The organism is Turicibacter sp. H121 (assembly GCF_001543345.1).
Taxonomy (GTDB): Bacteria; Bacillota_I; Bacilli_A; order MOL361; family Turicibacteraceae; genus Turicibacter; species Turicibacter bilis.
In genome coordinates this window covers 1,710,104-1,733,923 of the sequence record NZ_CP013476.1, presented here as the reverse complement: position 1 = coordinate 1,733,923, position 23,820 = coordinate 1,710,104, and the positions used below count along the sequence as shown (strand labels likewise).

At 33.5% G+C, this 23,820-nt stretch carries 24 protein-coding genes, 1 pseudogene and 1 riboswitch; of the genes and pseudogenes, 7 read left to right on the top strand and 18 right to left on the bottom strand.

The genetic code is table 11. From position 1 onward, the window contains the following. Positions 1 to 6: 6 nt before the first annotated feature. The 3 genes from AT726_RS08345 to lysA are packed head-to-tail and all read right to left on the bottom strand — an operon-like array spanning position 7 to position 3,657. On the bottom strand, positions 7 to 1,137 hold the full coding sequence (locus AT726_RS08345; RefSeq protein WP_201023048.1) for a M20 metallopeptidase family protein: 1,131 nt from the start codon (positions 1,135 to 1,137) through the stop codon (positions 7 to 9). 14 nt (positions 1,138 to 1,151) lie between these two features. Further along, on the bottom strand, positions 1,152 to 2,348 hold the full coding sequence (locus AT726_RS08340) for an aspartate kinase (protein ID WP_055305482.1): 1,197 nt from the start codon (positions 2,346 to 2,348) through the stop codon (positions 1,152 to 1,154). Positions 2,349 to 2,361: 13 nt separating this feature from the next. Beyond that, entirely contained in the window at positions 2,362 to 3,657 is a 1,296-nt protein-coding gene (lysA, locus tag AT726_RS08335) for a diaminopimelate decarboxylase (RefSeq protein ID WP_055277266.1), read from the bottom strand. A gap of 129 nt (positions 3,658 to 3,786) precedes the next feature. Further along, positions 3,787 to 3,964, bottom strand: a riboswitch (Lysine riboswitch). A gap of 263 nt (positions 3,965 to 4,227) precedes the next feature. Between lysA and AT726_RS08330 the strand changes: the two are divergent. Continuing rightward, positions 4,228 to 5,450: pseudogene (locus AT726_RS08330) on the top strand (IS256 family transposase). Between the two features lie 176 nt (positions 5,451 to 5,626). After that, positions 5,627 to 5,800, top strand: coding sequence for a hypothetical protein (locus AT726_RS12850; RefSeq protein ID WP_158508544.1), 174 nt, complete (start codon positions 5,627 to 5,629; stop codon positions 5,798 to 5,800). A 116-nt stretch (positions 5,801 to 5,916) separates the two neighbouring features. Here AT726_RS12850 and AT726_RS08325 read toward each other — a convergent pair whose 3' ends face one another. Further along, a complete protein-coding gene (locus tag AT726_RS08325) occupies positions 5,917 to 6,861 on the bottom strand; it encodes an L-lactate dehydrogenase (RefSeq protein ID WP_068759380.1) in 945 nt (314 codons plus the stop codon). A 146-nt stretch (positions 6,862 to 7,007) separates the two neighbouring features. Here AT726_RS08325 and AT726_RS08320 point away from each other — a divergent pair, with 146 nt between their 5' ends. Further along, positions 7,008 to 7,514, top strand: coding sequence for a GNAT family N-acetyltransferase (locus AT726_RS08320; RefSeq protein WP_055277711.1), 507 nt, complete (start codon positions 7,008 to 7,010; stop codon positions 7,512 to 7,514). A 47-nt stretch (positions 7,515 to 7,561) separates the two neighbouring features. On the opposite strand, the gene AT726_RS08315 is transcribed toward AT726_RS08320, so the two are convergent. From AT726_RS08315 to AT726_RS08305, 3 genes are all read right to left on the bottom strand, one after another. Beyond that, on the bottom strand, positions 7,562 to 8,158 hold the full coding sequence (locus tag AT726_RS08315) for an ATP/GTP-binding protein (protein ID WP_055243269.1): 597 nt from the start codon (positions 8,156 to 8,158) through the stop codon (positions 7,562 to 7,564). Between the two features lie 165 nt (positions 8,159 to 8,323). Then, positions 8,324 to 8,839, bottom strand: coding sequence for a DUF1456 family protein (locus tag AT726_RS08310; RefSeq protein WP_055243270.1), 516 nt, complete (start codon positions 8,837 to 8,839; stop codon positions 8,324 to 8,326). Between the two features lie 340 nt (positions 8,840 to 9,179). Continuing rightward, on the bottom strand, positions 9,180 to 9,443 hold the full coding sequence (locus tag AT726_RS08305) for a hypothetical protein (protein WP_055243271.1): 264 nt from the start codon (positions 9,441 to 9,443) through the stop codon (positions 9,180 to 9,182). A gap of 326 nt (positions 9,444 to 9,769) precedes the next feature. Between AT726_RS08305 and AT726_RS08300 the strand changes: the two genes are divergently transcribed. Next, complete coding sequence (locus tag AT726_RS08300; RefSeq protein WP_237297041.1) at positions 9,770 to 10,342, top strand: 23S rRNA pseudouridine(2604) synthase RluF; 573 nt, start codon at positions 9,770 to 9,772, stop codon at positions 10,340 to 10,342. Positions 10,343 to 10,372: 30 nt separating this feature from the next. Here the strand turns inward: AT726_RS08300 and AT726_RS08295 are convergent, their stop codons facing one another. From AT726_RS08295 to AT726_RS08275, 5 genes are all read right to left on the bottom strand, one after another. After that, positions 10,373 to 10,804 (bottom strand): relaxase/mobilization nuclease domain-containing protein, encoded by a 432-nt coding sequence (locus AT726_RS08295; protein WP_158508543.1) that lies wholly within the window; start codon positions 10,802 to 10,804, stop codon positions 10,373 to 10,375. Between the two features lie 106 nt (positions 10,805 to 10,910). After that, positions 10,911 to 11,600 (bottom strand): DNA alkylation repair protein, encoded by a 690-nt coding sequence (locus AT726_RS08290; protein WP_055243274.1) that lies wholly within the window; start codon positions 11,598 to 11,600, stop codon positions 10,911 to 10,913. Next, positions 11,590 to 12,063 carry a methylated-DNA--[protein]-cysteine S-methyltransferase gene (locus tag AT726_RS08285; protein WP_068759379.1) on the bottom strand — a complete coding sequence of 158 codons (474 nt, stop codon included), beginning with the start codon at positions 12,061 to 12,063 and terminating at the stop codon, positions 11,590 to 11,592. The genes AT726_RS08290 and AT726_RS08285 overlap by 11 nt, the downstream gene beginning before the upstream one ends. 12 nt (positions 12,064 to 12,075) lie before the next feature. After that, entirely contained in the window at positions 12,076 to 12,711 is a 636-nt protein-coding gene (locus tag AT726_RS08280) for a pentapeptide repeat-containing protein (RefSeq protein ID WP_055243276.1), read from the bottom strand. Positions 12,712 to 13,387: 676 nt separating this feature from the next. Continuing rightward, positions 13,388 to 14,065, bottom strand: a complete 678-nt coding sequence (locus tag AT726_RS08275) for a hypothetical protein (protein ID WP_055277472.1) — start codon at positions 14,063 to 14,065, stop codon at positions 13,388 to 13,390. Positions 14,066 to 14,248: 183 nt separating this feature from the next. Here AT726_RS08275 and AT726_RS08270 point away from each other — a divergent pair, with 183 nt between their 5' ends. Next, on the top strand, positions 14,249 to 14,743 hold the full coding sequence (locus tag AT726_RS08270) for a GNAT family N-acetyltransferase (RefSeq protein ID WP_055277469.1): 495 nt from the start codon (positions 14,249 to 14,251) through the stop codon (positions 14,741 to 14,743). 287 nt (positions 14,744 to 15,030) lie between these two features. On the opposite strand, the gene AT726_RS08265 is transcribed toward AT726_RS08270, so the two are convergent. Further along, on the bottom strand, positions 15,031 to 15,486 hold the full coding sequence (locus tag AT726_RS08265) for a LysR substrate-binding domain-containing protein (protein WP_237297245.1): 456 nt from the start codon (positions 15,484 to 15,486) through the stop codon (positions 15,031 to 15,033). 90 nt (positions 15,487 to 15,576) lie between these two features. On the opposite strand from AT726_RS08265, the gene AT726_RS08255 reads away from it, so the two are divergent. After that, positions 15,577 to 16,709, top strand: a protein-coding gene (locus AT726_RS08255; protein ID WP_144436946.1) for an IS3 family transposase whose coding sequence is annotated in 2 segments (ribosomal slippage) — positions 15,577 to 15,838 and positions 15,838 to 16,709 — 1,134 coding nt in all. Because the reading frame shifts where the segments join, the coding sequence is not laid out codon by codon here. On the opposite strand, the gene AT726_RS08250 is transcribed toward AT726_RS08255, so the two are convergent. Then, positions 16,706 to 17,152: a LysR family transcriptional regulator gene (locus AT726_RS08250; RefSeq protein ID WP_237297040.1), complete on the bottom strand. Its 447-nt coding sequence runs from the start codon at positions 17,150 to 17,152 to the stop codon at positions 16,706 to 16,708. The two genes, AT726_RS08255 and AT726_RS08250, sit on opposite strands and share 4 nt — an antisense overlap. A gap of 107 nt (positions 17,153 to 17,259) precedes the next feature. On the opposite strand from AT726_RS08250, the gene AT726_RS08245 reads away from it, so the two are divergent. Beyond that, positions 17,260 to 18,264 carry a YeiH family protein gene (locus tag AT726_RS08245; RefSeq protein WP_055245088.1) on the top strand — a complete coding sequence of 335 codons (1,005 nt, stop codon included), beginning with the start codon at positions 17,260 to 17,262 and terminating at the stop codon, positions 18,262 to 18,264. Positions 18,265 to 18,792: 528 nt separating this feature from the next. On the opposite strand, the gene AT726_RS08240 is transcribed toward AT726_RS08245, so the two are convergent. From AT726_RS08240 to AT726_RS08225, 4 genes are all read right to left on the bottom strand, one after another. Beyond that, positions 18,793 to 19,131, bottom strand: coding sequence for a four-helix bundle copper-binding protein (locus AT726_RS08240; protein ID WP_055245090.1), 339 nt, complete (start codon positions 19,129 to 19,131; stop codon positions 18,793 to 18,795). Between the two features lie 128 nt (positions 19,132 to 19,259). Then, positions 19,260 to 19,490, bottom strand: a complete 231-nt coding sequence (locus AT726_RS08235) for a hypothetical protein (RefSeq protein WP_144436963.1) — start codon at positions 19,488 to 19,490, stop codon at positions 19,260 to 19,262. A gap of 301 nt (positions 19,491 to 19,791) precedes the next feature. Then, positions 19,792 to 23,034, bottom strand: a complete 3,243-nt coding sequence (locus AT726_RS08230) for an FtsX-like permease family protein (RefSeq protein ID WP_237297039.1) — start codon at positions 23,032 to 23,034, stop codon at positions 19,792 to 19,794. A 2-nt stretch (positions 23,035 to 23,036) separates the two neighbouring features. Beyond that, entirely contained in the window at positions 23,037 to 23,741 is a 705-nt protein-coding gene (locus AT726_RS08225) for an ABC transporter ATP-binding protein (RefSeq protein WP_055245095.1), read from the bottom strand. Positions 23,742 to 23,820 lie beyond the last annotated feature (79 nt).

Sequence of the window (23,820 nt, the reverse complement as noted above, 5' to 3'; positions counted from 1 at the left end):
CACTCCCTAATAAACATTTAATAAACGACACATTTCATCATACAGTTCAACGCCATTTAATAAAACATTGTCACTAAAATTAAATTTCGAATGATGCAGTGGATTTGTAAAACCAAGCGCATCATTACGAGATCCTAGCATAAAGAATAATCCTGGAACCTCTTTTTGATAATAAGAGAAATCTTCTGCAATCATCATCGGATCAATTTCAATCATTTTCTCACCGAGTGTTGAGTGACACACTAACTCAAATAATGATTTATCATTCACAATACATGGATACATATCAATAAATTGCGTCTTTACTTTGGCATTAAACATCGTCTCAAGTCCAGTATTGATCTCTACAATACGTCGCTTAATCGTTTCATAAACTTCTTCACTAAATGCGCGAATCGTTCCTGTCAGTTCTACTTTTTCAGCAATAATATTTCGACGCTCTCCACCATGAATCGTACCAATGGTAAGAACGCCCCCATCAATTGGATTCAAATTTCGACTCACAATGCTTTGATAACTATTGATTAACTGAGCCATTATAATGAGCGCATCATTTGCTTTATGAGGAATCGCCCCATGCCCCCCTTGACCTTGAATGACAATATCAACCTCTCCAGTTTGAGCTGTCATCACACCTGATCGAAGCCCAAACTTTCCTTCCTCAATCTCTGGATATAAATGTAGACCAAATATAAACTTCACCTTATATTTTTTTAATACTCCTTCTTTGATAATAACCTCAGCTCCACCTGGACCTTCTTCTGCCGGTTGTAAAATGAATAATACGCTCTTTTTTAACGGTTCAATCTTTGATAAATGAGTCGCAAATCCAAGTAAAATAGCCATGTGACCATCATGACCACATCCATGCATTTTTCCCTGATGTTTAGATGTAAATGCAACGCCAGTCTCTTCTGCTAAACTCAATCCATCCATATCTGAGCGAAAAGCAATACATTCATCACTTTCACCTTTTCGATAAGCTAACAATCCTGTTTTTGCGGTTGATTCAACCTTGTATCCTAAAAGTTCTAATTGTTCTTTTAAATATGCTGATGTTTTAAACTCACAAAATCCAAGTTCGGGAATTTGATGTAAATACTCTCGATGCATTGTTAAAATTTCTTTTAAATCCATACGCCGTTCCCCCTTTACAAATTCAACTCATTCGATAAGGCGCGAACTGCTTTTTCTTTATCTTTTTTATCAATTGTATACGAAATACTAATTTCTGATGTTGTCACTTGCCTAAAGGAAATCTCGTTATCCGCTAAAATTCTAAATAGGCGACCACTTACTCCACTTTGATTTCTCATTCCAATTCCAACGACTGAAATTTTTGTAATTTCATTCTCTATACTAATCTCAACTTTACCCTCTAAATCCCTCATCACCTTTTCAATTATAAATAAATCATCTTTTGGTGCAGTAAAAGAAACATTAATATACCCATCAACTGGTGCTGTTTGACTAATCATATCCACATTTACATTTTCAATCGCTAGTTTTTCAAATAAAGTCGCAACATGATCTAAGTTATATAAAATATGACTAACTGTTACCATTAAAATATCATCACAAACACTTAACCCCGTTACTATATTCCCTTCCATTTTCTCATCATACTCCTTAATATAAGTTCCACCCACATCATTTATACTTGAAGCTACATAAATTGGAATATTATATTTACATCCAATTTCAATAGCACGTGGTTCCATCACACCTGCACCAAGGCTTGCCATCTCCATCATCTCTTCATAACTAATAACATCAAGTTTTTTCGCCTCTTTATACAGTCGTGGATCGACGGAATAAATGCCATCAACATCTGTATAAATATGACATGGACAACCAAGTTTCGCTGCTATAGCAACTGCTGTTGTATCTGACCCTCCTCGACCAAGTGTTGTAATATCACCATTTTCATTCACCCCTTGAAACCCAGCAACAACCACAACTTTCCCTTCTTTTAAATAATTCTTAATTTTCTCATCATCAATATCCAAAATTTTATTTTTAGTATGCGGTCCATATGTTTTAATTCCAGCTTGAAACCCAGTTAGAGCAATAGCGTCATATCCAAATTCCTGAAAGGCCATCGACAACAACGCAATGGACACTTGTTCTCCAGTGGATAAAATCAAATCCATTTCTCGTTTATTGGGATTTATCGCAATCTCTTTTGACATCTCCACTAAATAATCCGTCGTTTTCCCCATCGCCGATACGACAACCACCATATCATTTCCCTTTTCCTTTTCCGCAATGACTCGTTTTGCAATCCGTTTAATCTTCTCAGTTGTTCCAACTGATGTCCCACCATACTTATGAACCAAAATCCCCATATTCTCATTCCCCCTATAAAACTTCTAAAGCTAGTAATTCCTCTAACGTTTGTCGTTTACAAATCACTCGACTTTTTCCATTTTGAACCGAAACAACCGCAGCCTTCGGAATCTTGTTATAATTTGATGACATCGAATATCCATACGCACCGGTTGAGGCAATAATCAAGATATCACCTGTTTCAATACCCTTAATATCAACATCTGTGATAAGAATATCACCACTTTCACAACATTTTCCTGCGATCGTTACTTGCTTTTGATCCCCTGTTCTCATTTTATTCACAATCGCACACTCATAACGTGCTTGATATAACGAAGGTCTGATATTATCAGTCATTCCACCATCTACACTGACATAGGTTCGAACATCTTTAATATCTTTCATCGATCCAACTGTATATAGCGTACTTCCAGCATTTGCGACAATGGAACGTCCTGGTTCAACGATTAATGTCGGTACGTTAATCCCTAATTTCTGACAAGATTTTTCTACTTTTTCAATCATGGCTTCACAAAATTGTTGAATGGTTTTTGGTTGATCATTTTTCGTATAATAAACGCCAACTCCTCCTCCTAAATCAACTTCTCTAATTTCAATGCCGTATGTTTCCTTAATCTCCTTAACTAAATTCATCATAATATCTACTTCATCTAAAAAAGGTTCTACATCAAAAATTTGTGATCCAATATGTGCATGTAATCCAACCAGTTGTAGATGATCATATCGATGAAAACTGGCTAAACACTCATATAAATCCCCATTAGTCAAAGTAAATCCAAATTTCGAATCAATTTGTCCCGTTTTTATATAATCATGTGTATGTGCTTCTATACCAGGTGTAATTCTCAAATAAATCGCTTGCGATGTGCCTCTTTCTTTACAGAACTGTTCTAGCAAATCAAGTTCATAATAGTTATCAACAACAAATCGACCTACTCCTAACTCAAGACCCATTTTAATTTCATCAATGGTCTTATTATTTCCGTGAAACAGTACATTTTCCATTGGGAACTGAGCTTTATGCGCCGTGTATAATTCCCCACCAGATACCACATCTAAATATAATCCTTCTTCTTTAATGAGTTGACACATATGAAGGGGTAAAAAGGCCTTCCCAGCATAAGCGACTCGATTTCGATGTTCTTTCACTTTGAAATGTTTCACATATTCGCGGCAATTCTCTCGAGCAAGTTGTTCATCAAAGACATATAAAGGGGTTTGATACGTCTTAGCAAGTTCTAAACAACTAATTCCTCCGATATAAAGTTCATCATTTTTTACTGACATCGTTCCTTGTAATTTCATTTTGTCGTCCTTCCTTTTCGTCATAAAGAGGCTCACATTTACAAATAAAAGCTCCCTCATTTGAATCATACTAAGGGAGCTTCGAAAAATACTATCCTAAAATAGATGATAACAGGATAGTCTCTATTTCTTAAATGTAGCTCAACACAAATTTGCATTTGTGACAGTGATGCATATCTTCTATACACCCCCAGGTCTATAACCTTAAAGCTTCAGTTATAGCCTTCGGCGGTTATTCCTTTCTTCATACTTCATTGCGCTTACCTCATTATGAATACTCTTAAGAACCGCAGCCTCTACCTTAATTATTTTTTATTAAGTTATTAATCATTTTAAAATATTTTCCATTATTTGCGAATAAATTCAAACAAACTTAGTATATTCAAATCATTTAACCTAATATTTCACTAACTCTACAATTAAAACTATATTCAATACCTAATAAATTTATACGGTACATTTCAGTTTTAATTAATTATTTATTACTAACCCGAGGGTGTAAGATAAAGTGTGTAAACTCTTAGAACAGTTACCATAATAAGTTAACTATTTCAAAGGAGTTTATTATTTATGACAAGAAAAGCTACGATGAACCAATTATTTAATCTCCTCCAAGATGAATACAACATTAAATCTGCTAGTGATATTGAAGCTGTTTTATTAGACATGTTTGGAGGCTTTATTGAACAAGCATTAGAAGCTGAATTAGATCAACATCTAGGATATAGCCGATATGATTTTCGTAATAAATCAACTTCAAATGCACGAAATGGACGTCAATCTAAAACCATTCAAACGCGTCTTGGTGAAACAACGATTCAGACTCCCAGAGATCGGCAAGGTTCATTTGAACCTCAAATCGTGCCTAAACGTCAAACCAATGTCATCGGAATTGAAGAAAAGATTCTATCGCTTTATGCTAAAGGTTTATCAACGCGTGATATTTCTAAAACATTAGCAGAGATTTATGGCTTTGAAACGTCACATGAAACGATCTCTGCTGTAACTGATAAAGTGATTCCACTGATTCAAGATTGGCAACAACGGCCTTTAGAGCCTGTTTATCCTATCATTTATTTAGATGCGCTTCATGTCAAAGTGCGTGATGGAATGAGTGCCTCAAACAAAGCAGTTTACTGTATCATAGGTGTGTCTTTAGATGGTCGCAAAGATGTTTTAAGCCTCTCTATCGGAGAAGCAGAAAGTGCCTCTTATTGGATGAGTTTATTAGATGAATTAAAGGCTCGTGGAGTGCAAGATATTTGTATTGCCTGTGTGGATGGTTTAAGTGGCTTTAAACAGGCCATTCAAGCTGTTTTTCCTCATGCCCTCGTTCAACGTTGTTTAGTTCATTTAATCCGACAATCAACGAAATTTGTTTCTTATCAAGATAGAAAATCATTCTGTTATGATTTAAAACAAATCTATCAAGCGATTAATCGATCAGTAGCAGAACAAGCCTTTGAGACCTTTAAAAATAAATGGAGTTCCATTGTGCCTTTAGCCGTTATGGTTTGGGAAAATAACATCAAAGAGGTTTATCAACTGTTTAATTTCCCTAAAGAAATTAGAAAAATGATTTATACCACGAACGCCATCGAAAGCTACAACAGCCAATTAAGAAAGTTCTAAAAGGAAAAGGAGCTTTTCCAAATGAAATGTCTGTTATGAAATTAATCTATCTTCAAACCATGGAAGTCACTAAGAAATGGCAACGTCAAATCTCAAATTGGAGTCAAATTTTAAATCAAATATTAATCTTATATCCAGATCGTTTAAAGCCCTATCTATAATTTTTAAAAATTAGTTTACACACTTAACTTGACAGGCTCACTAACCCAATCAGCTTATATTATATTAAACCCTAGGTTCTTTTGATTTAGGTTATTAGGGATTTTATTTTGTCGTTGATTAAGATATGATATAAATGATATAGTCATTTTTATCTATAAAGAAATGAGGTGACAAGATGTTTGAAGAGTTTGTGATGCAACCTTTATCTATGCTTTATGAAGATGGAACTTACGATGAAATCCCTTATTGTGCGAATTGTAATCTAGAAGTTGGACCAGGTGGGCGTGTCGATTCACGTTTCCCAATACAGGATGATTATAATCGTTGTCGTGAATGTGTAGGGAAATAATAAAAACCACTTGCCGCCCTTGAAACGGTAAGTGGTTTTTTTGTTATGACAGATTGTAATATGAAGTGCGATACCTAAAGAAACCTCAATACTAGATTGAGGTTTCTTTTATTCAATTAACGCACGGTATCTAATGTTTCTTTTAAAATTGAGACGGATTTAGTTAATTGTTCGAGTTTTTCTGGACTAATATTTAAGTTAAAGACTTCGCGAATTCCGTTACGATTGACAATCGCAGGCACACCGGTAAAGATATCATGAAGACCATATTCACCATCTAAATAAGCTGACACTGGTAAGACTGAGTTTTCGTCATTTAGGATAGCTTTAACAATACGCGTGATACACATCCCAATTCCGTAATAAGTGGCGCGTTTACGTTCAATAATATGATAAGCAGCATCACGGACGTTGACATAGATTTCTTCTAAATCTTCTCTTTTATATTCTGGATGATCTTTAATAATATCGAAGATTGGTTTGACACCGACGCTTGTATGTGACCATAATGGCGTTTCAGTATCACCATGCTCACCGACAATATAACCGTGAACGTTACGAGGATCGACGTCTAAATATTTACCCATTTGGTATCTTAAACGAGCGGTATCAAGTGTTGTTCCGGTCCCAATGACACGATGTTTTGGTAAACCTGATTCTTGCCAAGCAATATAAGTTAAGACATCAACAGGGTTACTTGCAATTAACAGAATTCCATTAAATCCTGATTGCATAACATTTTTAATAACATCACGCATGATTTTCGCATTTCGTTCAACTAAGGCTAAGCGTGTTTCTCCGGGTTGTTGATTAACACCAGCTGTCACAACAACGATATCGGCTGTTTTACAGTCTGAGTAATCTCCAGCCCAGATTTCAATTTTTTCTGGCCCAAACGGAATACCGTGATTTAAGTCCATGGCTTCACCAACAGCTTTTTCATGATTAACGTCAATTAGAACTAACTCCTCAGTTCCACCTTGGTTTACCATTGAATACACAAAGCTCATTCCAACAAATCCTGTACCAACTAATACAACACGTCTAGTTCCAGTCTGCATAGCGACTACCTCCTTTAGTTTTACTTCATTAGTATGTACGAATTAGTCATTTCTAATCGCGAAATTTGTCGAAAACATTAGAGTTATGTTATAGAACTTGGTGATATAATGATTAATAATTATCCACTTTTGAAAGGAGAATAAAGATGTTAGCATTAAGATATACTAAACTAGAAGATATTGAACGTGTCATGGAGATTATTAAACAAGCTCAACAATATTTCAAAGAAAAGGGAATCAATCAATGGCAAAATGGTTATCCAAATGCTAAAGTCATTGAAAATGATATTAAAAATGGACATAGTTTTGTCTTAATAAAAAATAATAAGATTGTTGGAACCATCGCTATTTCTTTTGAAGGAGAAGCTACTTATAATAAAATTTTTGAAGGGGATTGGAAAAGTAATGATAACTATGCCGTCATCCATCGGATTGCAGTTGATCATGAGTTAAAAGGAATCGGGCTCTCATCTGAAATGATTAAACAAACTGAATTAATGTGTAATAAAAAAAGTGTTGGTAGCATTAAAGTCGATACACATGAGGATAACCAAGCGATGCAACGCTCTCTTATAAAAAATGGATTTGATTATTGCGGTGTCATTTATCTAGCTGATGGCAGTAAACGTGTAGCTTTTGAAAAATGTTTATAATGAAATAAAGCCTATATCGAAAATTGATATAGGCTTTATTTTATTTATTATTCAGCTAATTCTTCTACTGGTTGCGGTTTAACAATTTCTTTTTCAATTCCAACAATATTTAAGATTTTTTCTGAGCGTTCTCGCGTTGAACCTGTGATAACTTCATACTTCACATTCTCTGCATTTAAGAAGTTTAAGATTGCATCATCCACCATTTGAGCAACTTCTTCATCCTGCCAACGAACTCCATCTTTTTTATATCCAAATTCACGAGGTACAAAGAAGATATAGTCGTACTGAGGTAAGTCACGAATTGCTAAACTATATAAGTCATTTAAAATCTCAATTTCTTTTTTAGTACGTTTTTTATCTCCAAGCATTAAGCGTCCATAAATATATGGAACAAATGTTGCGTAATCCGTAACTGCATATTCATGTCCATCTAATGCTTTTTCTAAATGTAATTGTCCTAAATAAATTCCGTATTGCTCTGAAATTGATTCGATCATTCCTTTATCACGTAAATAATCGGTACTATATTCAGTCGCAACCCCGACATTAATATCACGGATTTTCATATCCACATATAATTGTTGAATTAACGTTGTTTTACCACATCTTGGTCCACCTAGAATTGCAATTCTTACTGTCATTTTTCACTTCTCCAATGTATAGAAATTTTTCATCATAATCAGCTCTTTTGAAGTTAAATTATATCAATAAATGAAACTTTTTTCAACGACAATTTGTTTCAAATTAAGACATAATATACCAATTAAAAAGTAAAAAACCTTATCATAAGGATAAGGCTTTATTTATTATTTTTGCGTTGTACGGTATTGAATGGCTAATCCTTTTAAGAAATTACGTAAGTAACGATCGCCACACTCTTTATAATTTTTATGTCCTTCTTTACGAAGTACGGCACTTAATTCGCCCTTTGAAATTTTAACACCCGCTAATCCTAAAATATCAATAACTTCCTCTGACGTTAAAGATAGTGCAATTTTTAATTTCTTTAATACGATATTATTAATGTTATTACGTCTTGTAATACTAACTGGATTTTCAGGTTGTCCAGATTTCTTTTCTTGTGGACCACGTTTAAACGTAATTAATCCATTTAAGAATGCATCTAACATTTTATTGTTACATGGTAAGGTTTCATTACTGTCAGCATCTTGAAAACCAAATTCTTCTTTTACTTTGGTTAACATTTTTTTTACTTCTTCCTCTGTGACTTCTACTCCACCAAGTTTGAAAATTTTAACCATTTGTCCATCTTTTAAGTTTAGTGCATATCGAATACGAATTAAGATATCGTTATTATTCATGTTAGAACCTCCGTTTTTTGATACATCTTTTTTATTATACCAAATTATCTATATAGAAACAGAAATGTATTTTATAATTCTACATTGGTCTCAATTAGAGGCATCTGTTTATTATTTTGAATCATACTAATACTAAATCTATACCTTTCGAAATTCGTTAATTTAATCCCATATTATTTGTAATACTTTTTTAATTTATCGTCCCCTGTTAAAAAATTAATATTCCCCCTAATATAAATAGCTTCTTCTAGCTCCTATATAAAATAAAAAAAGTCATTATAACCTATTAATGATTCTTTGGACAGTAAAAAGCACTTATCTTTTAGATAAGTGCTTTTTACTATAATGATTTTGGTGTGACTAATTCTAAATGATAGAAATCTTCATAACCATAATCTCCAACATGATTTAAGTAAACACGAATAATGGCACGAATATTTGTACCACAGCTACGAAGTTCATCCTCTAATTCATCACTGTTATGATAGTCAATTAAACGATCTACCACTTCAGCAATTGTTGAGCGATCCAGCTCTAAAAGCTCCACATTAGACTCAATATAACTTCCTTCACGTAAGAACATCACTAAATAATGTTGATCCATCTTCTAAACCTCCTGCTGTCATATTTCCTTTATTATATCATAACTCATATTTTCTTAATCAGTTGAACAAAATATTAATAAAACGACTTTTTTCGACACTACTTTCTCTTTTTAGTCGACAAGTTATGTAAATCAGAGTATACTTAGAAAGATTTGCAACAAGAAATCTCGCTAAAGGGTGTGAAAATATGCGCTTAAATAAATTTATTAGTGAATCTTGAAAAGCTTCTCGACGTGGAGCTGATAAACTAATTGAAGAAGGACGCGTTAAAATTAACGGTCGTAAAGCTAAAATCGGTGATCAAGTGAAGCCAGGTGATGAGGTTATGGTTAATGGGCAACGTATTCGTTTGGCACGTAACAATGTCTATCTTGCTTTAAATAAACCTGTTGGAATTACATGTACCACTGAGAAAAATGTTAAAGGAAATATCGTTGACTTAGTTAACCACCCATTACGCGTGTTTAATATCGGTCGTTTAGATAAAGATTCAGATGGTTTAATTTTATTAACAAATGACGGTGATATTGTTAATGAAATTTTACGTGCTGAAAATAATCATGAAAAGGAATATATTGTATCTGTTGATAAGCCAATCACACCTGAATTCGTTGAAAAAATGTCTAAAGGCGTTCGTATCCTTGGAACAAAAACATTACCATGTAAAGTTGAACAACTTTCAAAATATGAATTTAAAATTATCTTAACTCAAGGATTAAATCGTCAAATTCGTCGTATGTGTGAAGCATTAGGATATGAAGTTTATCGTCTTCAGCGTTTTCGCATCATGAATATCCACTTAGGTAACTTACCCGTTGGACAATGGCGTGACTTAACTAAGAAAGAAAAAACACGTTTATTCCAAGACTTAAATTATACACCGCAAGAATGGTACTAAAAACTCGCACCTAATATTAGGTGCGAGTTTTTATTTATATTGAATTGTTGATAGCCCATGCTTAGCACAACAATCATTAGTAATCTTAACGACAAGTTGATGAAGTTTTTCTTCATATAGCTTACGATACATTTCATCTTCTTTCATTGAACTTGAAACAAAAATAATGTGATTATGTAAAACCTTTGAATGTGTGTGTGTAGCAACCACATAATCAGAGTAGTCTTTTAAAAATTGAGTGGCAAACTCGATTCCAATTTGGTGAGCTACCTCTGGTTTAACATACTCATCAACAGGAAATCGTTGCATAATATGATAAGCTGACTCTAGTTGATGAATAGGTTCATTTGTCGTTGTGAATTTATAAATAAGTTCACTATCCCCAGTTTTTTTCTCATCCATGATGGCATCAATTTTCTTATGGTAGTCTTTGGTGATCTTATAAATCTTGATGAATGCCATAGGCTCACTCCCTTTATCAACATGATACATACTTCTACATTAGAATACTCCTAAAATTTCTAATTTTCAAACAAATTACGACTTTTTCTCCACTTCGTGTTATTTTTTAATCTGCTTCATTTCGCTTCATTTGTTTCATTAATTCTTTTGTTTTTATATCGCTTTTCATCGATTCACTAATTTTTTGTAAAGCTTTATTGTAAGTAAATGTATCCAGTTGTGTCTGCTTTAAATAACTTAAAGTTAGATGAGGATAACTCACATAGCAAGCGGATATTGCCCATGCGATTGCCATACGAACGTAGTACCCTGAATGCTGAACCTGATCTAATTCCCGAAGAACATCTGTTACATATTGGTTATCTACATAGTAAATTAACAGCATAACAACAGCAAATCTCACTTCAAACTCTTGATCCGACGAAAGATAAGAGGTAATCATAGGCCAAAATTGTTTTTGATACTGCTTCGTAATCTTGAGTCCAGAACAAAAACTATCACAAACAGACCAATTATTAATCTGAGGCACAAAAATTTGAATGTGCTTCATCACTTCATGAATAGAAATATCTTTAATATAGCCAATGACCATCCCTCTTAGCATAATTTCTTCAAAGTAAATATCATCATTTTGGTTCAAAAATTCACGCCAATTTTCTTTTGCAATTTGCTTTGCCATTTTGCGTAAAATTGGTAAACGGACACCTAAAATATCCGGTGTTCCTGGAAGCAAACGAGATGAAAACTGCTGATAGCTTGGTTCTGCTAATTCTAAAAGTTGTGCTTTAACATTCATATGAAGTCCCCTCTAAAGTTAGTAAATGCTTTTTAACCTCTAGCCCCGCTGCAAAACCGACGAGTTTTCCATTGCCACCAATCACACGATGACAAGGGATGAGAAGTAAAATAGGATTTTTATTATTCGCCATTCCTATCGCACGCGAAGCTTTTGAGTTGTCAATCTGTTCTGCGATTTGTTTATAACTATAAGTTTTTCCACAAGGAATATTTCGAAGGGCTTGCCAAACTTTCTGTTGAAAATGAGTTCCTGCTGGAGCTAATGGTAAGTCGAAAGATTGGCGCAGTCCATTGAAGTATTCATCAAGCTGCTTGACTGCTTCTTTAATTAAGTCCGTCTCTTCTTGAATGGCATTTTCAATTTGTAAAAGATGTGCTAAGTATAAATTTGTAATTCCTCGATCATTGTGTACAATAACTAATTTTCCGATTGGACTTTCATAATAGTGATAATACTTCATTTCTTTCACCTCTTATACAATCTTTAATCCCAAGAGTTGTGCTAATTGAACAGCTTGTTCTGTTGAGACAGTTAACCCCTTTAACTGTTCCATCGGAATGATGACTTGATGAATCTCACACGTCGAGAAATCTAAAGTAGCTAATGAGGTATTAATAAATTCACTTTCAGATAAATTACAAGTATCATAACTTACCTTCCTGTAACTACACTCATTAAAACTACTATTCATCATTTGATTATTAATAAAATTCACCGACTTAAATTTACTGTATGAGAAGTTTGCATAACGTGCAGTATTATCCTTAAATAATGTATTCTGAATACTACTATTTGAAAAATCACTTCCAGTTAAACGACAATTAATAAACTCACAACGATGAATTGTTCCATCCATCAATTTAAGATGAGATAAATCACAGTTATCAAATGTCGTATCTGTTAAATCAATTCGGTCGAATTGACAACTTTCAAAGATTACATTTTTAAAATAACATTTATTTAAATACAATCGATCAATACATTGATCTGTAATCATTGTATTTTCAAATAGAGCTCCTTCAAGATACGGATCATCCATGATGGCTTCCTCAAAAATCAAATCTTCTTTGGAATATTTCATTCGCTTTGGCTTCTGAATTTTTTGCATACTTTCCTTTTCCCCTATGTTATTGTTTATTCCATCATACCATGCACTATCATGATAAAGAAGAAATTCTTTTTTAAAGACAAATTTATCTTTTCCCACACAGTATATCAGTCATTTTCTTTATGAAAATCCGTGCATATTATCTCCTCTAATATAACAGATTTTTTATATCCTCATATTTTCTATATTTACTATTACAAACTAAATGTTTGAAGTTTTTATCATTCCCCCTCCTATAGTCTCAGTAAAATTTTTGTAATGAACAAAATTTACTAAGATTTACATCTTTCTGATTGTTGAATGTTTACAGATTGATTTTCTGCTATACTAATTAAAAAATTAACTCCTTTTTGCGATTATGAGTTAGCTTATATTGTATATCTGCTTTAAAATCACTGAATAACATAACATTCAATCCCTTTTCTTAAAAAAATCCTCTCAATGCTGATTGTTCCATCCTTTCATCTCGCCTCTCCTATCTGTTAAAATAATGACATTTACCACATTATATAATCTATGACAACTTATTTTATTGAATATCTTCCCCGTATCCACTGCCCTTATTAAATGATGATTGTACACAATAAAAGGGGTTATCTGTAAATAACTAAATCTCTCTAGTTATTTTTAAGATAACCCCTCTATTTTAAGACTGTATCAAAATTAAATACTTATTTTATGTATTTGGAAACTTAACAAGTGCCTGACTTTTTATCATTGGAGCTTCCTGTGTTACCTGAATAACCGATTGTATCAATCCTAATAAATCAGCATTGTTGACTCCAATGATTCGTTGTTGAATTTGCAGACTATAATAGTTTTCGTAAGGCTGCTGAATCGGATAAATGGTATTAACAGCTGTAATCATTGGTTGAATTGGATCTTGTCGCATACCAGCATACAGATTAAGATGCCCTCTACTTTCTAGCATAAAAGTTTGCCCAGTGGCAGGGCAAGTTACACCTAATGTGCCATTCATATTAATATATCCTACTTGACAGGTTAGTTTTCTTGAGAGGTCTTCTTCATCTAAAATGAGTTTAAGTCTGTTATTTTCTAGATTGTAAAGACGAGCAACTGCATAGTCTCCACTTCCACCTGTCCGTCCTGTAATAAGAATTTGACTATGATTTGTTTTTAAAAAATCTCCTAAAAATAAATGAATATCATATCCTGTTAAATCTAGTTGAAACCTTAGCTTTCTATCATCCATATAATGAATCAACAATTCTAATTGTTGAATGTAAGATTGACCAGGACTATAAGGTGTCCCAAATAAAACGACTTTTTCACAGTTATAATCTCCATCTACATCACCATATTGAATACTAATTACAGTTTGATCAGATTGCATATCCCCATTCCTCCTCTCATATCTTTAAATTATATGATGGTATTTTAAGAAACATGTTATAGTGTGAGAAAATCAATATAAAAGGGATTATTTAAAGCAAACATTATTACTACAATCCGTCCAATAAGAGGGATGCACGTTAATATCCTCAGACTTACAACTCATACGTAGGAGGAAAATAAAATGACATTAACTATTAAATGTGAAGAAAAAACTAAATTTAAAATGATTTATGACTTTGTTAGAGAAGCTTTTGCAACAGCAGCTGTTTCTGACGGTTCTGAACAAGACTTGGTTAACATACTTGGCACAAGTGAAAACTATATTCCTGAATTGGCACTAGTTGCAATAGACAACGGACAATTAGTCGGACATATCATGCTTACAAAATTTGCGTTTGAGAAGATGCTCCTCTTAGCACGACTGGCTATTAAATTAGACTATCGTAATGAAGGAATTGGAACAAAACTTGTTCAAAGAGCTTTTGAATTAGAAAAACAAATGAACTATACGTCAGTCGTTGTATTAGGTGATCCTAATTATTATAACCGCTTTGGATTCAGACCTTCTGTTAAATTTGGTATTACTTGTACAAATGAGATTCCTTCGAAGAATGTTCAAATCGTTGAACTACAAGAAGGAGCACTAGATTCGGTTAATGGAACAATTTCATTCTAACCACGAGAAAAGGGAAATCTAACTGATTTCCCTTTTTATCTATTTTAAATCAATCCCATATTTCTCATCATTACATTATTTTCTCCAAAATCAGTTATCTCGATTTTGATGCAGACTTCTTTAAATTTTTCCCTAAGGTTCTTTCCTCAAAAACAAAATAATCATCCATGAAGAAAATATTTAGGTTTGAAGACTTCATTCCGGCTATTTGATGAGCAAGTATCGCAGTTGTTTTGACAATTCATCAAATCCTACTTAGCATCAGTGATATTCTTATTTTTTAATAGTTACTCTCCTATTTGGCTCTTAGCAAATTTTAAAAACTTCAAATATTCTTCTTTATGTATTGATGATTTTAAATAGATAAAATTGAATTCGCGACTGAGGTTAAACCCTTCTACTTGAATTTGTTTTAATTCTTTTCTTTCTAATTCCTCTTTAACGGCTTCTTTATAAATAAACGTCACACCATGATTTTGTTTGATTAGATACTTCAAAAGTTTTAAATTTCCAATTTCATCAAGCTGTTTAAATTGGTTAAGTGAACTATTCGTATTAGCTAGCAATTTCTCTAAGATGTCTCGACTTCCTGATCCAACCTCACGGATAATGAGTCGTTGCTTTTTTAATTCCTCTAGTGTGATGACTTCATCTAAGGGGCTATTAGCTGATGCAACTAAAATAAAATCATCTTTCTTAAGTAAATGATGCTCGAATTGCTCTTTATCAAAATATCCTTCGATAAAGGCAAATTGGATAGGTTACAATTAATTAGACAGTTTTTTTAAGGTCATGTAGAATTATAAATAATATCAATCTAAAGGAGCTTTAACATGACCCAAACTAAAACTCGTAGACCTCGCCGTACGTATACAGATGAATTTAAAAACCAATTAGTCCAGCTTTATTTAAATGGGAAACGTAAATGTGATATTGTTCGTGAATACGATATCTCATCGTCTTTACTCGATAAATGGATTAAACAGTCAACTTCTACAGGTTCTTTTAAGGAGAAAGATAACCGCTCAGAAGAAGAACAAGAGTTAATCCAACTTCGTAAAAAGGTTAAACAATTGGAAATGGAAAATGATATTTTAAAGCAAGCCGCGCTGATCTTAGGACGAAGATAAATGTGATTAAAAACAATACACACAAATATTCAGTTTCAGCGATGTGCAAAGTCCTTAATGTGCCTCGTAGCACTTATTATTACGAGTCTAAACCGAAGAAAGATGAAACTCAACTGGTTACTGATATCATTGAGATTTTTCGTCGAAGCCGAAATAATTACGGGACTCGAAAAATTAAGCAAGAGTTAAAAAAGATGGGACAACAAGTTTCACGTCGTCGTATTAGTCGTATCATGAAACAAGAAGGCCTTGTATCGAATTATACCGTTGCTCAATTTAAGCCGCATACAGCTAAATGTAACGAAGATAACACTGAAAATATCGTGGATCGTAACTTTGATGAACAACCACATTTAAACGTTGTTGTCAGTGATTTAACGTACGTTCGTGTAAAAAATCGCTGGCACTATCTTTGTGTGCTTGTAGACCTGTTTAATCGTGAAATTATCGGTTATAGCTCTGGGCCTAATAAGGATGCAGAATTAGTTAAGAAGGCGTTCAGTACAGTCCAAACTAACCTAAGTCAAATCAAGATTTTCCACACGGATCGAGGTAACGAATTTAAGAATAAAATCATTGATGAGATTTTAGAGGTATTTGAAATTGAACGCTCTTTAAGTATGAAGGGATGTCCCTATGACAACGCTGTTGCAGAAGCGACCTATAAAGTAATCAAAACAGAATTTGTAAACCATCAGATATTTGAAACCCAAGAACAACTAGGTTATGAATTTGCCGACTACGTTAACTGGTATAACAATCATAGGATCCACTCTTCACTAGGTTATTTGTCCCCAGTTGAGTATCGTAAAAACACCCTTAAAAAAGTTGTTTAGTTTAGTGTTGACAATCCAAATTCTATTTTACCTTTTAAAAGAGCATCGATTAAATGAGTTGTATTTTGAACTTTAAAGTTAAGTTGAATATCTGGAAACCTCTTTAGATAAGCATCTAAGATGGTCGGCATGACATAGTCTGCTATCGTTAAGGTTGCCCCAAAATTAAGTCGCACTTGTTTTGTTTTTAATTCATACATCTCTGTTTTGGTTGATTTTAATAAAGCCTGTGTTTTTAATGCATACTGTAAAAGAACCTGTGCTGATTCTGTAAGTCGCATCTTCTTCCCTTCATAAACTAATAATTTAGTATTATACGTTTCTTCTAAATATTTAATATGCTGGGTTACTGCGGGTTGGGTTAAACAAAGATGCTGGGCTGTTTTAGTTAAACTTCTTGTTTCGCACACATCAATAAATGTGAGCAATCGATAATCAATCATACTCCACCTACTATAAGAAATATTTATATTTGTATAAAAATGTATAATTTTTATTATATCAATTTACATGGTATTGTAAAGATACAATAAAAATTAGGAGGAGTTTTATGAAAAAAATTTTACCTGGTGTACTTCTTTCATTAGCAATTGCAATTATTGCAACGATTTTAAATCAATATGTTCATATCATTGGGGCGAGTGTATTTGCACTTTTAATGGGGATGGCTATTAACTTTTTCATGAAAGACACTACGACATATAAAGCTGGAATTACTTTTAGCTCAAAAAAACTTTTAAAAGTTGCCATTGTCTTATTAGGAACAAGCTTAAGTGTTAGCCAAATTATTCATGTTGGTAAATACTCACTTGTTGTTATGGTCTTCACTTTAGCGGCAGCATTTGGATTCGGTTATCTATTCGGAAAACTATTTAAAATGGACTGGAAACTTAGTTCATTAATTTCAGCTGGAACGGGAATTTGTGGTGGAACAGCAGTTGCCACTTTATCACAAGTTATTGATGCAGATGATTCAGACGTCGCGTATGCTATTTCTGCAACATTTATTTTTGATGTTGTCATGGTTATCTTATTCCCTATTATGGGTGCGGCTCTTGGGCTAAGTGATATGGCCTTTGGATTATGGGCTGGTACAGCCGTAAATGATACATCTTCAGTTGTTGCAGCGGGATATGCCTATAGTGATGCAGCGGGTGATTTCGCAACGATCGTAAAATTAACACGTACGTTATCAATTATTCCTGTCGTATTAGCATTCTCATATTTAAATGAAAAATTAAAAATGAAACAAAATGCAGGTGCAGCAGTTGAGCAAAAGAAAGTTAACCTCAAAAAGATTTTCCCTTGGTTCATTTTATTATTCTTAGGAGCTGCTTTATTAAATAGTGTTGGTATTATTCCAGCAGCATTAAGTTCAACTCTTTCAACATTAAGTAAATTCTTTATGGTTATGGCATTAGCTGCAATCGGATTAAAAACAGATATTCGTGATGTAACAAAATCTGGTTTCCTTCCTATGCTTCATGGATTCATTATTTCAGCCATTGTTGTAATTGTGGCATTATTAGTTCAAGTTTTATTAGGACAAGTCTAATAACATAATTTAAAACCTCACTGATAGTATTCTGATTTTCACATTCAGTACTATCTTGTGAGGCTTTTTTTATTATTTGAGGTAATCTATTTTACAATTGATCTAAACTCTTCTATGCTATTAACCATCTCAACTGAAATATGAGCAGAGCAGAATACAGATAAATCCATTTTCACCCTCACTCATTCAAATCACTTTTTCTGATAGTCAATTAAAATAATCCGCTAATTATTTAACAGGCTTCCCATGCGAATTTCCTTGTTTCATCATTTCAAAATGATCATACCAAGAAAAAACAATCTTAGGATTAAAGAAACTAATTTTTTATTTAATTTTTCACTTCAGTGATTTTCATATATCCTAATCAATACAAACACCTTAAAAGATTCACCTTTACATGACTCTAATTTCTCCATCAAATGACTACTTCCTAAACGAACCTTTTCTTCCTCAATTAACTTCTTATTGAATACTTTATAATTTTTTGTCTCTGATAGCTCTTTTATTTAAAAATTCATCTGACACAAATCAATAAACCTCTAGTACTTTATCGCAAGCAATAGCACATGATTCACAAGCTTGTGCACAACGTAAACAATGTTGATAAGTATGTGCATGTTTCATACATTCGACACTACAAACACGACAGATCTCTGCGCACACTTGACAAAGTTGATTCTTAAAGTTTGTTTGTGACGATAAAGCTTTTGCAACAAAAGAACAAATATCAGCACAATCTTTTGTTAAATGAATACAATGAGCAAAAGGCTCCATATGATCATCAATTAAACACGCATTAAAACAAAAGTTACACGCCTTCATACATGCTAAACATTCATCTACACATTCTTGATAACGAGTTGACATTTGATTTCCTCCTCACTCAAACAATTTTCTGTTATTTTAGTATGTGCGACTCTCTACAATCTCTATACGCAAAATTAAATGTTAATCATACAGTCTTTGCTGATTTAGTCACCTAACTATATTTAATACTAAATAAAATCTAGCTTTAAAAGCTCATAATCTTTTCTAATTTTAGTGAAGTATATATTAAGCAATTGAGGATATTTAACCTGAATAATCGCTTGAATTAATGCCTTTATGTCGACGTTTGGTATCAGTGGCATCGTTGCCCTGGTGACAATAGAATTTGGTTTAGGAATGGCAAGACTCACCATAGCAAGAATAGTTGCTGTAATCCTTTTCTGATCAACTTCTAACATTTGATTATTTTTTACTACTAAATAGCAGATTTTCACTTTTATCGCCCCTGTTCTTCAATTTACCTTTAGAATTAAATGACACTATTTATTATCATTCTATTAACTATCCCTTTGTCTGTTTATATGAAAAGTTTATGTTCTTAATAAACAATTATGCTGATAAAACTACAATCAATTGGATTTAATACGTTTTCTTTCCAAAAACAGATAAATTGTATTATATACCGGCAAAATAGTTCGATAAAATTAGTCGGCATAAAAAAGAGAGCCTATATTTTTATAAGCTCTCTTTCTTATTCAATTAATCCACTGATTTTAGGGACTCAACCATTTCTACTCGTTTTAATTTATAATACATCGCGAAGTTAACAAGTGCAGCAAATACAAAGGTTAATCCCGCTGCATACACATAACTTAATCCACGAATTTGGCGACCAAACATCATCATATCCATTTCAACTGTTGTCATAACAAATAGATGTAGCAACACCCCTAATCCAAGCCCAACGAACGTTCCAATTAAGGTTAAAATAATGTTCTCACGATAAATATAAGCAGATACTTCATTATCATAAAATCCTAACACTTTAATTGTGGCAATTTCGCGCATACGCTCAGAAATGTTGACATTCGTTAAGTTGTATAATACGACAAAAGCTAAAGCTCCAGCTGAGACAATCAATAAGATAATGACGTAGTTCAAGTTGTGAATCATATCATTAAAGCTTGATTTTAACGTTGAAACCCAACTAATACCGCTGACTTCCTCTAAAGCCATTAGCTCACTTGAAAGATCAGATTGTATAGCCTCATCCTCTAGAGAAGAAATAGCAACTAACTGATTAAAGCTTAATTGTTTATCAAATAATTGCTCATAATATGATTTTGATAAATAAATGTAATGAGAAATATAGTTCTCAGTAATTCCTGAAATTAAAACCTCGACTTTTTTTCCATCAGCATTTTCAAGTGTAATGTGATCGCCAACTTTAACATTTAACTGTTTGGCTATCTTTTCTGTCAAAATAGCTCCTTCATCAGTTAAACTAAAATCCATCGCTGTTTTACGATTTTGGAAATGAATAAACTGACTTAAGTCATCCAAATTCTCAGGAATAAAAATCGTAATATCTTTTTCTTCATCGTTGGCCAATAGTTTACCATTTTCACTCGTTGTTAAAAGTGACCCGACAATGCGTTCATCCTTGTTTAAAGAGCTTACTACATTAGCTTGATCCTCTTCCGTACTTTCACGATTAAACGTTAATGTCATATCATATAGGAATAACGTTCCAAATTGTTTATCCACAATCGTACGAATCGAGTCTTTTAGACCAAATCCTGTTAATAATAGAGCTGTACATCCTGCAATTCCAAACACTGTCATAAAGAAACGTTTTTTATAACGGAAAATATTTCGAACCGTTACCTTTCCAATAAAGCTCAGGCGATTCCAAATAAATGGAATACGTTCAAGGAAAATACGTTTCCCCTCTTTTGGAGCTTTTGGCCTCATTAAGATAGATGGGGTTTCAACAAGTTCTGAATTGACAGCAAAATAAGCTGATAAGGTTGTGACTCCAACTGCAATTAACAATGCTGTTAAAATAAGTGACCAACTAAAGACAATAATCGTTTCTGGTAACACATACATCATTGAATACGCATCAATTACAACAGTTGGAAAAACATAGTTCCCAACAACTGCTCCAATGATACTTCCGGTTACACTTGCTAAACCAGCATAAATTAAAAACTTAGAAGCAATTTTCCACTTACCATATCCTAATGCTTTTAACGTTCCAATATTCATTCGTTGCTCATCAACCATTCGTGTCATCGTTGTTAAACAAACGAGCGCAGCAACCATAAAGAAGAAAACTGGAAACACTTGAGAAATAGCATGGATACTTTCAGCTGCTCCTTTATAATCAACAAAAGAATAATGTTTATTACGGTCTAAAACATACCATTCAGGATGAGCAATATCTTCAATCTGTTGCTTGGCATCAGCTAACTTTTCTTCAGCTTCGGCAAATCCTGCTTCAGCCTCTGCTTTAGCTTCCTCATACTGTTTCTGACCTTCAGCTAAGTCAGCTTCTCCTTTTGTAAGCTCCGCTTCAGCCTTGTCAAATTGTTGATTCGCTTTAGCTATTTCATCTTCAAGATTAGCTTTTTGCGTATTTAATTCCTGACGAGAAGCCACAAGTGTTTGCTTCGTTGTCAACAACTGTTGTTCCCCGTTAATTAAAGCTTGTTCATTTTGCTCAAGTTCTGCTTTTCCAGCTGCTAACGCAGTTATTCCACTTTGATACTGTTCTTCAAGTGGCGTTAATTGAGCCTGAATACCAGCCTTTTGTTCTTCAGTAAGCATCGGACTTTCTAAACTAGCTTTCATTTGATCAATGGCTGTTTTTAATTGATTTAATTGTTCTTCACGTTGACTAATTTCTTGTTTGGCTTCCTCAATTTTTGCCCAAGCACTCTCCTTATTGGCATAAAACTCATTATAAGCTTGATTAAATTCAGTTTCACCTTTTATTAACTGCGCTTCTCCATTGGCGATTTGTTTTTTAGCGTCAGCAATGGTTTGTTCAAATTCTGCTTTCTTTAAAGCAAGTTCCGATTTTCCTGACTCAATCGTTGTTTTAGCTTCCTCTAACTCATTAGCAGCTTTTTGTAATTGTTCTAAAGCCTCTGATTTTTTCTCTTCATATTCTTGACGATTTTTATCTAATTCCTCATTAGCCTCAGTAAAAACTTCATCGTAACGTTTTTGAGTTTGCGTATCTGCTAATGTTTCAATAGAAGAAATAAGTGGTTTCAGTGCCTCCTCATATTTCTTACTAAATGTATCAAGTGCTAAAACATCACTTGCTGTGACAAAGATTTCAGTATAAATATCTAATTTAAAATCTTCCTGTGGAATCATAATGAAACTTGAGATCTCACCATTTCCGATTGTCGTACTTCCTTTATCAAATGATAAATAATAGGGCGTCTCAACAATTCCGACAACAGTATATTCTGTTGTTTTCAAGTTATCACTTAATGCTGTGTCTGTTCCTGATTCAAGGGTAATGGTTGAACCAATCTCGATTGATTCAAAATAGGCATTTCGTTCAACAACCGCCTCTCCTGATTTCTCAGGTAGTCGCCCTTCAATGACACGGACTTGATTAATATAATTCGGATCATCTAAACTTAAGTCAATTGGCAATGCATGAACTTTTAAAACTAACTCTTGATTATGATAGTTCGTTAATACATCTTGTGAATAAGTTGGAAAAATCCCTTCAATTCCTTCTAACTTGGCAAGGGCATTGACATCTTCTTGTGTAAAACCAAAGGTTGAAACAAGTCTTAAATCCATCATATTATAGTCATCATAATATTGATCAACCGTCTTTTCCATAGATAGCGGTGATGATTTAATTCCCACGAAAAAGGCAACCCCTAAGGCACAAATCATGAGAATAGATAAGAAACGACCTATCGATTTCTTAATATCACGAATGGTATCTTTTGTTAAACTCTTACTCATGATTACCACTCAATCCTTTCGACTGGAGTTGGATTTTCATTGATTTCAATACTTGAGACTTTTCCATTTCGAACATGGATTACTTTATCTCCCATTGGTGCGATGGCTAAGTTATGGGTAATCATCACAACGGTCATCCCCATATTACGACATGTATCCTGTAATAATTTCAAAATTGCTTTCCCGGTATTATAGTCTAATGCACCTGTTGGTTCATCACACAGTAATAATTTTGGATTTTTAGCGAGTGCCCGTGCAATTGCGACACGTTGTTGTTCTCCACCTGACATTTGTGCGGGGAAATTATTTTTACGATGACCAAGCCCAACTGCTTCTAATACTTCATGCACATCTAATGGATTTTCACAAATTTGTGTTGCTAACTCGACATTCTCAATCGCGGTTAAGTTTTGAACTAAGTTATAGAACTGAAAAACGAATCCAATATCATGACGACGATAAGTGATTAACTCTTTATTATTATAATTACTTATCTCATTCCCACCGACTGAAATTGTCCCACTACTTGCAGTGTCCATTCCACCTAAAATATTAAGTACCGTACTTTTACCGGCTCCGCTGGCTCCAGCAACAACGACGAATTCACCTTTATCGATTGAAAAATTAACACCACTTAAGGCTTCAATCTCAACCTCGCCCATCTTATAAACTTTCTTTACATCTTTAAAAGTAATATAGTTCTTCATCTCACCCACTCCTCTTTGTTGATTGACTTTTATCATTAACTCTATTATGATGGACTTCAAAGTGAGATACAATACTCAA